The sequence below is a fragment of the Providencia sp. PROV156 genome (assembly GCF_028480905.1).
GTDB classification, from domain to species: domain Bacteria; phylum Pseudomonadota; class Gammaproteobacteria; order Enterobacterales; family Enterobacteriaceae; genus Providencia; species Providencia hangzhouensis.
Genome location: NZ_JAMPPE010000034.1, coordinates 1 through 11699 on the forward strand (window position 1 = coordinate 1; position 11699 = coordinate 11699).

The following is an 11699-nucleotide window of genomic DNA, read 5'->3' on the forward strand; positions in this document are numbered from 1 at the left end:
CAAGGTGGACCGCTAGGCTATCCACCTGAGTATCAACAATAAACTGCCCGCTGGACATCCCGATATTTCCGACAGTATCGGTCACACTCACTTGATAACCATACTCACCGTCTTGATTTACTACGGGTAATGCCACTTGCCACTGTCCGTCTTTATCGGCAAGGGTGCTGTACTCCTGCCCCGCAAACTGGATCACCACCGCCGATTGCGGTTTGGTTATCCCTTCCAAAGTGACTGCTTGGTGTTGCGTAAGATTGTCCCCTTTGGCGCCGGAATCGCTGCTTTCGGTGAGCGTCGCAGTCGCAGCCGGTAGTGTCGTGTCGACTATCAGGCTTTGGATAAAAACACCCTGATTTCCTACGCTATCTGTTACCTTAACATTTAATATATGTGAGCCATCAGCTAAGTTATCACTAATAGTGAGTGACCAATCACCCTGTTCATTCGCCTTAGTGAAGTACTCTTTTCCAGCTACCTTAACGATGACATTGGAATTCGAATCTGTTTTTCCCGTAAGCGTTGGCTTTACTTTGCTGGTCAAAAAAACCGTTGAGTTATCAAGCAGTACACTAGCATCTGGTTTTGATGTTTTGATAGTAACGCTCTCAGTGATGATTTTTTGGTTACCAGCAGGATCCACGGCAGTGACTTGGAAGTTTGATACTCCATCGGCCAATGGTTTCTCGACTGTTATTCGCCACGTACCTTTATCATCAGCAATTGCCGATAATGTTTGTCCTGCAATCGTTAGCGTTACCGTACTACCAGCTTCAGCTTTCCCTATAAAAGTAGGAACTTGCTTGTTAGTTAGTCTCTCCGCCGACGTTTCGGTATCCGAATGCCCATCAAGGCTAACAGAGAGATTATCAAGCTGAGTGTCGACTTCAAATTGGCCATTCACCGTCACAGGCTTACCTTCACCGGAAAAAGCAACTAATGAATATTCATATACTTTATCTTCTAACGGTTCAGTGATTTTTAATGACCACTTTCCATCTTTATCCGCTGTGATCGAATATTTGTTATCATTAATCGTTAGATAACCCTGACTATCAGGAGAGATAACCCCAGTAAATATTGGTGTATTAATATTCGTAATATTATCCCCCCTTTTCCCTGAGTCGGATTCTTCGCTTAATTTTCCTTGAATAAAAACCTGTGTTATAGGTTTAGCTATCTGGGAAGGTGCTAATGGTTTATTTGCAGGCTGAGAGGGTGATGAAGAACTTATTGGCATAACAACGGGTGCAGATGGTGAAGGAAAGGTTAAGTTGCTGTCTTCGACTTGTGCTTTCTCTGCTTTATTTTTTTGATTTAGCTGGTTTTTCGCTTCTGTGAGCTTTGTTAATGACGAACTTAGTAATACCTCTTTTTCATCTTTCTCAGAAGACAAGGTCTGAAGCGCCTTTTCTAATTGTTGGTTTTTTTGATTTAACTCCGCCAGTTTTTCACTGAAACTTTGTTCATCGTCTTGTCGGTTATCATATTGCTGTTCCTCACCTTCAATTTGCTCATTATTCTTTTTTGAGGCTTGGCTATCAGTATATTCAATGATGTCACTCGTCAATTGCTCTTTGATATAAATAGCATCAGCACCGACATTTAATGTTATTGATGATAGAATTTCATCTTGTGAAAGAATCTCGCCCTGCTCAGTCAATAATGTCATATTTCCTAAAATAACTTCAGACAGTCCATTTTTAATGTTCTCAATAGAACCATCTGGCTTAGTTACAATTAAATCAAGCCCTTGAACTTTAAACTTTTGGATTTCTATGCTTTTTAATTTATCTGTGATAGTTTTATCTGTCATGTTCTATATCATTATATTAATAAATGGGGTTATCAGCTATATACCCATAAGCTGCCGTTAATGAAACCGATTATATCCATTTAATTAAAAATAAAACGTCATTTAAGATAATGTGGTCTGACAATCTTTTTTTTTGAGCTCCAATTCCAGTGAGTTCATTTCAATAGCGATTATAATATAATCCTGAATTAATAAAATTGTTTCTAAAATAAAAGAATTAGATATGGAAGAAAATGATGATAACTCTGATGAAGAACTAGCCCCAATGGTTGATGGGTTAAGTGGAACACTATGTATAATTATTTTAGTTTCTATGGTGTTTATTTTCAGTGGAATGAAAACTGCAGAAACCCATATTAATTATGGACAATTAAAATTTGAAAAAATACAAATAGATATCCCAAATAAACGTCTTTATTTTAAAGGTGGAATTCATTTATCAAGCAATGAAACCTCTTTAATCAAACAAGAAATAGTTAAAAACAAAAGTAATAAAATTATTATCAGTGGTTACATCAATGATAAAATCAGCCACAGTAAAGAAAAAAACACCTACAACCTTCTTTATATGGCATCACTAATTAAGAGTCTGGGAATTAATAAAGAAATTGTTCTAAAACAAGGAACAAGTGAATATTGCCCAGGTTGGAACTCATGCATTTATTGGGATTACAAATAACATGTATTATCTTGGATTATTTTTTTATGCCGCAACGTTTCTCGCTTGTTTTTTATTACAATCGGTACGTGAAATGGTTCAGCAATGTCTATTACTTGCCCCTGAAATCAGCTACACCATGATTGGGATTTATATTTATCCTTTAGTTATATTTTTATTTCATCGATTATTTAATAAAAATAAAAAAAGCAACTATACATTACTCTCAAACCAAACGAAATTATCTGCATCCGTTACTGTGTCATTAGGATTAATAGGAACATTTATTGGATTAACAGGGATGATCACCGCAATATCAGCATCACTTGGAGGAGAAGGTGATGTCTCAGAAAAAATGAACGCCATGATCTCATCTATCTCAATGGCACTTAATTCAATGTCCTTTGCATTCTTAACCTCTATTCTTGGGGTTTCTATTTCAGTTTTACTATTAGTGAGTTTGAATTTCTTTCATTTCTTTTACCAAAAAGAAAATAAAAAAACTCAACAACAATCTGCAAACTACTCAGAAGAACTTAATCATATTCAAGAAACCCTGAACACATTACAGAAAGTGAATATCAATATAGCGCAAAAAATGATTTCCGTGACCGAAAGCAATGAGCTAGCAACTGATATTTCCTCACATCTTCTGGCTTTATCCTCCACAGCACAAGAGCACTTAAAGGTTTTACAATCAATAAAAGAAGCTGACGATGACTGGAAAAGAAAATTAGCCGTCTACTTATTAGAAGAAAAAATAAACAAAAACAATCAGAATGAAAAAATTTCAGAAGAAATATTAAAAATAGATCAAACTACACAATGGCTAAAAGAAAATACCATTGAGAGCAGAAAAAAACTATTAACTTTATTATCAATGGAGTAAGCACATGCGTCCTATCACCTTAGGTTTATTATTAACATTATCACTACCAACTTGTAGCTTAGCCAATCAAGATGTAGAAAACTTCCAAACATTTATTGGCCGAGTATTAAAAAACTCCAATCCAGTTCAAATAAAAGCGTTAGAATTAGAAGCTGAAAACCTCAGAGCAAAACAAACAGATTATTATTATCTACCAAAAATATCCGCTTCAGGAAAAATAAAAAGCCATGATGGCAGCACTAACAGTAATATTACTGCCAGTTCATTGATCTATGACACTACGTTAAGTCACCGGTTTAATGAAAAAAATTTAAAATTAAAAATATCAGCACTTTCACTAAACAAGGAAAAAGAAGAACTTTACACCTCGACAACTAACAACTTAATTGGTATTTATTATCTCAATGAGCTAACAAAAACAACAGCTGATTTAAATAGCAATGCTAAAAGTATTTTCAAACTTATTACTCATCGCTATAAAAGTGGCATAGCAAAATACAGTGATGTTGAACAAGCTTCTTTATTGATGCAGAGGATTGAAACAGAGCTACAAAATATAGAAAAAGAGATTGAGCAATATAAGTCTAATATTGAGCTTTTATCAGGCATTACCTTTCCTTCTAAAGGTGTAACGGTTCCAAAAAATCTATTAAAAAAATTACAAGAAACTATTATTGATAGTGAAAATGCACAACAGAATAGCGAATATAACTTGCTACGCATGCAAGCTGATGCAATGAAAGAAAATGCTTATCAACAAAATCCCTTCTTAAATGTTAATCTTATCGCCGAAGAGCGATTTATTGATCAAGTCAGAAGTCGTAACGAGTCTTATATGGGAATGGAGGTTAAATTAAATATCTTTGACCTTGATAAAGTGCTGAATGAAAAATCTCAACTGAAACTGTATGAAGCAACAAAAGGAAAAGCTGATTATAAATATAAAGAATCCACAGCTAAAATTAAAAATTTAAAATTAATCGCTAATTCAAATTCGACTGAACTTACAGGGCTACATGAACAACGTAAGACCATGCGCTCAATAATTAAAAGCCAACAAAGGGAATATGAAATATCACAATCTTCTTTCTATGAAATGGTGAACACACTATTTGATATATTAACAATGGAAAGGCGCATTGCTGAATTAATGATTGCTGATATGAAAAACAAAATGGAATATATCCAATTAACAGGGAAGTTAGCTGAAATTGAAACGTTATCTAAATAAACTGAACCAGGCACCTAAAAAATTAAAAATATTTCTAGGTATCACGTCATTATTTATCGGTTATATTATATTAGCTAAAATAGAAATATCCTCTCCAGGAGAGGGGATTATCTCAGGAGTCTCCAATCGACTAGAAATAGTGAGCCCGGCTTCTGGATTTATTAATCAGTTCGCTATTAAAACTGGTGATAAGGTAGAAAAAGACCAAGTTTTATTTTCCTATACTAATTTAGATGTCTTTCATCAAGAAAAAACCTTATCCGGCCTCGTTACTTTTGCTAATGAACGCATCAATGAATTAGAAGAAAACAAAAAACTGTTAAATAAAATCCTTGATGGAAGCATAAATACGGAATCTGAATATTTTTTCTTTGCAAAGGGCTTACAAAGTAAAACTTTAAGTGCCTATAGAGAACTCTATGGTCATATTCTCTTACGCATGGAGATAAGTAATTTACGAGATAAATATATCTCACAAATTAAAGAGTCTAGCGAACTAGAAAATCAAATTAACATACTGAAAAAGAAGGACTTATTATTAAAAAATGCAAGAGCTCCTGAAATTGAAAAACTCAATAATAATGCTGAAATCAGCCGCACCACCGCGCTAATAGCATCAGGTGAATTAAATGCTCAAGGGTTATTGCGAGAAATCTCACTGCAAGAAAAGAAGTATACCGCACGACTTATCGGGGAAATACAAGAAAATGAAACTCTACTTAATCGACTAAAAAAAGAGAAATTAGAAAACAGTGGTCAGATGGAATTACTGCGCAATAAAATAAGAGCGAATAGTGTGTTATCACCAGCTGACGGGATTGTATTAAGTATCGAAAAAGATTTAGAGAAAGGTTCGTATGTTGAAGCCTCAAATTTAGTGATGGTGATTAAAAAACAGCAAAGTACGCGGGTTATTGAAGGTAAAATATTAGCGAAGTATCGCCCTTTTATAGCGCCACAGCTACCAGCCAAAATTGTGGTGAACTCCCCTGGGTTTAAAAAAATCATTAACGGGAAAGTTACAAAAATCAGCGCTGATTCCTTTAGTGACAGGGAGCGGAACAGTCAAGAACGCTATTATTCAGTACAAATTACACCAGAACAAAATACGGAGCTCCTTCCAGAACATGACGGTTTGCCAGTGATGCTCTATATCTCTAGTAAAGAGATTTCAGTACTTCATTATTTAACCGCATTAATTAGCGATAACATTACATTTAACGTTTGGTGACTTATGTTAGGTTTTATTTCTGCATTATCTGCTGCTGTTGCAACCATGACATTACTTATGGCTGTGCTCTTAGCTAATGTGTTATCAAGCACAATGGCTGCTGAAAAAAATAAAGGCAAGGCGGCATTGATAGGAATTGATAACCACAATACTGAAGCGTCTTCATCTATAAATACCGATAGTAATAATGACAATAAAAATGGCAATGGCAATAACATCATGACATCGTTAATGTTTAGCCATGACACCTTAAAACTAATTGATCATAAAAAGGTTAAATCTATTGATGTTTATTGCAGTTATGGAAATAACATATCTTTTGACGCAGCAATGACCTATACCATCTATAACACGGTATTAATTAAAAAAAACACGCCTAATGTACACATTAAAGCCTTAAAACCTATTGAGGATAATCAAGGGGTTAACGCTTGCTTCCTAAAGAGTGAAGAAAATGAAAGAAAGTAGTTTCCATGATGTTATTAATCAATACTTTAAGATATTAGGAGAACCATTTTCCTCTCCAGCACTCTCTTATGATAATAAATATATCTTAAATAATATAAATGAATTTATTAATAATGATTTTTTCACTTATCAATACACTTCTATTTCAGATTTTAATGAAAAAAAGCTACCTGCTCTCTTTATTATGGAGATAGCAGATGGGAAATATATTATCATCAAAAACCATAGAGGCCAGCTAACCAATCTAACAACCGACATAGCAATAACACAACAGCTAATTGAAAATAAACATTTATTTTCATTTTCTGCAAGTGAAAACACTCTCAATGAAGAGAGCATATATAAATCACTGATTAAGTTAACACCAAAATCTAGCTTATTGTCATTACCTTTAATTGTATTCGCACTATTATTACCTTTATATTCAAATCTTTTTAACTCCCGCTTAGTTTATAGTGAATCTATAAGCTCACTTTTATATATTAGTTTTATTTTCATTGTCGTTATTGGCTTAGAGTTTTTTATTAAACACATTATTCATGAACAGAACACAAAAAAAATAAAGCTTAACATCAGTACTTTTAATCGCTATTTTATTAATTTATTAAAACAATCTAGTTGTAAAAGTGCCTCAATTAAAGTGAGAACAGCAGAAGCATCAATCTTACAAGTTTGGGAAATTAAGCCTCAAATTATTTATGATGTCGGGTTAGCCATTTTATTTTCATTTTGCATTTTTGGTATGTTAGGTTTTTATTCATTATTGCTATTGAGCTATTACGCTGGGCTTATCTTTTTATGCCTACACATCCGCTTTCTTTCCTATAAAAATATGCTCCGAGCGAATACCTTAAACTATGAAAAATCAGCCATGTACTATTCATTGGAACAAAAAAAACATGAGCTTTGTTTTGCCAGAGATAACCATTTTAAACAGTACATCAGTATAAAAACCAATGAAGATGAAAAAATAAAATTAAAACTAAATGAGGCCAATCACCATTGGATGGAAATTATCAAAGTAAATACGTTTCTATCTATGATAGTGATGTACGTAGCTAGCTATTTGGCTATTGGTGAAGGCAGTCTAAGCTTGGCTTCTGTTATCGCCGTGATGATCATTAATGGTCGACTTTCTGGTGCAATTACAAGTGCCATTAATCGCTTATTTATGGTGAAAACACATCTATTTCATATCAAATCCAGTATTGATCAGTTAAAAAACAACCCACTTATCCATTTCAAAGCAGATGGTATAACAACAGATTCAATAAAACATTTTAGTGCAAAAAATCTTAACGTTAGCATTAATGGTAAAACCATTATTAATCAGCTTGATGTTGAAGCCAAACCCGGCGATGTTATTGGTATTACTGGTATTTCAGGTGTAGGAAAGACATCACTAATGAAAGCATTATGTGGGATTTCAGAATACTCATCAGGGGATATTACAATCAATGGTATTGATATCGATGAAATTTCCCAATGCTTTTTAACAGAAAAAATTGCCTACCATAATGGTATTTCAACATTTATTCATGGCAGCATTCGTGATAATTTTAATTTCTACGGTGTATTCGATAACAATACAATTGTTCACCTTACCAAATTATGTTGCCCATCCTTACTGATTAGTAAGGAAACCTTAGACGATACACTCATCACCGATATCGCCGCATCTACAGGGGAAAAACAAAAGTTACAGCTCGCTCTGACTCTGATAAAACAACCTGAAATGATATTCTTAGACGAATCGACATCATTTATGGCGACCTCTGATGCACTCTCATTCTTACAATTAATGAAGCAAGAGTTTGAATTAGATAAATCAATTATTTTCTTTTCTACTCACGACTTAGGACTAACCTCATTTTTTACGAAGCATATTGCATTATCACCGGGTCATGCTAAACACATTAATTCGCCACAACACCATAATAAAATTATCATCCCTAAAATTAGCCTAAGCTAAATAAGCAAAACGCCCACTTAATAGCGGGCGTTTTAATTCAATATATTTAGCTCTGATGTATTTTCATAAAATACATTACAAGAACATGAAGAACACCATACCGACAATTGCCCCTGTCGTACCAAGGATAGTTTCCATTACCGTCCATGTTTTTAGCGTTTGCGCTTCTGTCGCACCAGTGAATTTTCCATATAACCAGAAACCAGAGTCATTCACGTGGCTTAAGATCAATGAACCGCCAGAAATACAGATAGCTAATGCTGCCAGCTGTGCTCCTGAGTAACCTAACTCACTGATAACAGGTAGCACTAAACCTACCGCTGTTAAACATGCAACCGTTGCAGAACCTTGAATGACACGCACTGCACCCGCTAATACAAAGCAAGCAACAGCAATTGGTAAACCAGCACCAATTAAAGAGTCACCTAGTGCAGGGCCTACACCTGAATCCACTAAAATTTGTTTGAATACGCCACCAGCACCCGTCACAAGTAAAATGATCCCAGCAGGTTGAATCGCTGCGGAACAAATCGCCATGACTTTTTCTTTATCCATACCATAACGGAAACCTAGGCCATAAATCGCCAGTAAACACGCTAACAGTAATGCGGTGAAAGGGTGACCGATAAACTCTAACCAATGCTCAAGGGGGGTTCCTTTTTCAACTAAATGCGTTCCGATTGTTTTTAAACCCACTAATACCAACGGGAAAAGCACTAAACACAAGCTAAATCCAAAGCTTGGCATTTTGCCATGTTCTGTATTTGGCGCTTGATAATCTGCTGGAATATCAATATGAACAAAGTTACTGATAAACTTACCAAATAATGGCCCTGCTAAAATCATACCTGGGATAGCAGCACACAAACCAATTAAAATCATCCAGCCATAGTCTGCCCCCATTTGTGATGCAACTAGCATTGGTGTTGGCCCCGGTAATAAAAACGCTGCCGCAGCGGCTACCCCAGCAAATAATGGAATAGCAAGGCGAACAACGTTATGACCTGTGCGGTTCGCTACCGCAAACACCACACCAATTAACAAGACAATAGCCACATCAAAGAAGAGTGGTAGCGCACAAATCAGCCCTGCGACACCCACTGCATAGTGAGCATTCTTTTCACCGAATAGGTTAAGTAGCTTATTCGCAATCTGATCTAATGCCCCTGTTTCATGTAAAATTTTACCGAACATTGCCCCAAGAGCGACTACGATAGCAAGAAAACCTAAGGTTCCCGCCATGCCTTTTTGCATGGTTTCCGTGATCTGTTGTACTGGCATACCTGAAAATAAACCGGCACCAATAGAAACAATCATGAGTGCAACAAAAGCATGTAAACGAGCATACATCACTAAAAAAAGCAGTAAAACGACAGAGCCGACTGCCGTCAGCACGAGCGTTAACGTGCTTAATGTTTCTGGGGTATTCATTAGTTATCTCCAGCGACAATCTTACGAATAGTAGAACACGTATTTTCAATCACGTTTTCTAAGGATGGGCGAATATCAACAACCTGCACATCAGGTTCATCCGCGCCAGGTTCTTGTAAGGCATCAAATTGCGATTTCAGCATTTCAGGCTTAAAGAAATGCCCTTTACGTGCTTTCAATCTTTCTTCAATAACAACCGCATCACCTTTTAGGTAAATAAAATAGAGGTTGTGGTTCCCCTCTCTTAAGATATCACGATAGCTTTTTTTCAGTGCAGAGCTAACTACCAGCGATATCTTATTGGTTCTTTGCATTGCAAAAATGGCATTATTTAGTGCGACTAACCAAGGTTTACGGTCGTCATCATTTAATGCATGACCAGATGCCATTTTTAAAATATTTGATTTAGGGTGAAGAAAGTCACCATCAAGGAAAGCAGCTTGTAGTTGCTGTGCAACACCGGTAGCAACAGCAGACTTACCACTACCCGATACCCCCATTAGTACAAATGTATAGTTTTGTTTTTGGGTATCATTCATAGGAAACTCCTCAGATATTCACTATTGTCCTGGCTTTAGTTAAAAACCGGCTTTTGTTACCGGTAACAAGTTACGGGTAACATTATCATCAGTGCGGATTTATTTGGCAATCAAATTGGTGAAGAAGAAAACAGATCTGTGATGATACTCTCAAACTGACTTCAGAAGAGGCAGGTAAAGAACAAAGCAAAACTCGCAATCAATATAGAAACAAAAAACAAAAAGTATATTTAAACTTTATTACTCCCCTTAAAGCATTCCTCTAAATAGTTCGTGTTGTCGCTAGGCGCCAAGCGAGTCAAGCCCTAGGAGCATACATAAGTATGTGACTAGGGTTGGCGAGTACAGGCAACAACGCGACAGCGCGAAGTATGACGAGGAATAATTAGATACTCTCGCCAGTGAGGACACAAAACCCCACATCAAAATGCGACTCAACAAGCTTCTTACCCGACATTCTTGCCAACAAGACTTCTGCCGCCTTACGCCCCATTTGGTCTCTTGGCGTCAAAATACTCGCCAGTTTTGGCGTCATCACTTGCCCTACGTCGTGGCCATGAAAACCTGAAATAGCAAGGTCTTGTGGAATTTGAATCCCTAAACGTTGGCATTCAAAAATAGCCCCTATCGCTAAGTCATCATTGGTACAGAATAAGCCGTCGGTATCTGGGTATTTAGCACGGCAATCGTGCAGTAGTTGGGCGCCTAGCGAATACGATGAGCTAGCCTGCGTCATCACATTACGTGGTTCAAGATTAGCATCGATCATTGCCTGTTCATAACCTTTCAAGCGGATAAAAGTACGTTCATCATGTCTTGCGCCTAAGTACACAACCTTACGGCAGCCACGCTCAATCATCGCCCGAGTCATTTGGCGAGACGCTTCAAAGTTATCAATACCAACTGCAATATCTAGGCAAGGAGAAACGCTATCCATAATCTCAACAACGGGGATCCCCGCGGTTTTCAACATGCGCAGTGTTCGTTCAGTGTGTGTTCGTTCGGCTAAAATCACGCCATCAATATTATAAGAAAGTAGTGAAGTCAGCCGCTCTTCTTCTTTTTCGGGCAGATAACCATAGTGAGCGAGCATGGTTTGGTAGCCATGGCGGTCTGTCACGGCTTCAATTCCACGAATCACTTCGGCAAAAACTTGGTTAGTTAATGAAGGAAGCAACACCCCAATAGCATGGCTAGTTGAATTCGATAAAATATCGGGCGCCTTATTTGGAATATACCCGGAAGCCTCCACAGCTTGGGCAATTTTCTCGCGCAAAGCTTCTGAAACCTGATCTGGGTTTCGTAGAAAACGACTCACCGTCATTTTTGTGACGCCAACTTGGTCGGCAACATCCTGTAGAGAAGGTCTTTTTTTCTTCATAAGTTCAAAGCGATATCCAATTCGTTAACGATAACCATGTTCTGCTATCTGTTAATGGATAGCAATCTTTGTTACTGATTTACATC

Annotated in this window: 10 protein-coding genes; 6 read left to right on the top strand and 4 right to left on the bottom strand. The window is 36.6% G+C overall.

From position 1 onward, the window contains the following. Window positions 1-1813, bottom strand: a 1813-nt coding sequence (locus tag PSF31_RS19150) for an Ig-like domain-containing protein (protein WP_272683286.1), incomplete at its 3' end; no start/stop codon positions are given. Between the two features lie 223 nt (window positions 1814-2036). On the opposite strand from PSF31_RS19150, the gene PSF31_RS19155 reads away from it, so the two are divergent. The 6 genes from PSF31_RS19155 to PSF31_RS19180 are packed head-to-tail and all read left to right on the top strand — an operon-like array spanning window position 2037 to window position 8262. Beyond that, window positions 2037-2492: a hypothetical protein gene (locus PSF31_RS19155; protein WP_096865047.1), complete on the top strand. Its 456-nt coding sequence runs from the start codon at window positions 2037-2039 to the stop codon at window positions 2490-2492. Further along, window positions 2443-3360: a hypothetical protein gene (locus PSF31_RS19160; protein WP_232062919.1), complete on the top strand. Its 918-nt coding sequence runs from the start codon at window positions 2443-2445 to the stop codon at window positions 3358-3360. Before PSF31_RS19155 ends, PSF31_RS19160 begins: the two co-directional genes overlap by 50 nt. 4 nt (window positions 3361-3364) lie before the next feature. After that, window positions 3365-4591 carry a TolC family protein gene (locus tag PSF31_RS19165; RefSeq protein ID WP_096865048.1) on the top strand — a complete coding sequence of 409 codons (1227 nt, stop codon included), beginning with the start codon at window positions 3365-3367 and terminating at the stop codon, window positions 4589-4591. Beyond that, window positions 4572-5822: an HlyD family efflux transporter periplasmic adaptor subunit gene (locus PSF31_RS19170; RefSeq protein WP_096865049.1), complete on the top strand. Its 1251-nt coding sequence runs from the start codon at window positions 4572-4574 to the stop codon at window positions 5820-5822. The genes PSF31_RS19165 and PSF31_RS19170 overlap by 20 nt, the downstream gene beginning before the upstream one ends. A 3-nt stretch (window positions 5823-5825) precedes the next feature. Continuing rightward, on the top strand, window positions 5826-6290 hold the full coding sequence (locus PSF31_RS19175) for a hypothetical protein (protein WP_096865050.1): 465 nt from the start codon (window positions 5826-5828) through the stop codon (window positions 6288-6290). Then, window positions 6277-8262 (top strand): ATP-binding cassette domain-containing protein, encoded by a 1986-nt coding sequence (locus tag PSF31_RS19180; RefSeq protein WP_164561242.1) that lies wholly within the window; start codon window positions 6277-6279, stop codon window positions 8260-8262. Before PSF31_RS19175 ends, PSF31_RS19180 begins: the two co-directional genes overlap by 14 nt. A gap of 75 nt (window positions 8263-8337) precedes the next feature. Here PSF31_RS19180 and gntU read toward each other — a convergent pair whose 3' ends face one another. The 3 genes from gntU to gntR form a co-directional block, all read right to left on the bottom strand. Beyond that, the gene (gene gntU, locus PSF31_RS19185; protein ID WP_004261235.1) at window positions 8338-9693 is read right to left on the bottom strand and encodes a gluconate transporter; all 1356 of its coding nucleotides are present in this window, start codon (window positions 9691-9693) and stop codon (window positions 8338-8340) included. Then, entirely contained in the window at window positions 9693-10232 is a 540-nt protein-coding gene (gntK, locus tag PSF31_RS19190) for a gluconokinase (RefSeq protein WP_094962846.1), read from the bottom strand. The genes gntU and gntK overlap by 1 nt, the downstream gene beginning before the upstream one ends. A gap of 385 nt (window positions 10233-10617) precedes the next feature. Beyond that, a complete protein-coding gene (gntR, locus tag PSF31_RS19195; RefSeq protein ID WP_096865051.1) occupies window positions 10618-11613 on the bottom strand; it encodes a gluconate operon transcriptional repressor GntR in 996 nt (331 codons plus the stop codon). Between the last annotated feature and the right edge of the window lie 86 nt (window positions 11614-11699).

Coding starts and splice junctions, on each gene's coding strand:
- PSF31_RS19155 (WP_096865047.1), top strand. CDS start 2,037: ATGGAAGAAAATGATGATAACTCTGATGAAGAACTAGCCCCAATGGTT.
- PSF31_RS19165 (WP_096865048.1), top strand. CDS start 3,365: ATGCGTCCTATCACCTTAGGTTTATTATTAACATTATCACTACCAACT.
- PSF31_RS19175 (WP_096865050.1), top strand. CDS start 5,826: ATGTTAGGTTTTATTTCTGCATTATCTGCTGCTGTTGCAACCATGACA.
- PSF31_RS19180 (WP_164561242.1), top strand. CDS start 6,277: ATGAAAGAAAGTAGTTTCCATGATGTTATTAATCAATACTTTAAGATA.
- gntU (WP_004261235.1), bottom strand. CDS start 9,693: ATGAATACCCCAGAAACATTAAGCACGTTAACGCTCGTGCTGACGGCA.
- gntK (WP_094962846.1), bottom strand. CDS start 10,232: ATGAATGATACCCAAAAACAAAACTATACATTTGTACTAATGGGGGTA.
- gntR (WP_096865051.1), bottom strand. CDS start 11,613: ATGAAGAAAAAAAGACCTTCTCTACAGGATGTTGCCGACCAAGTTGGC.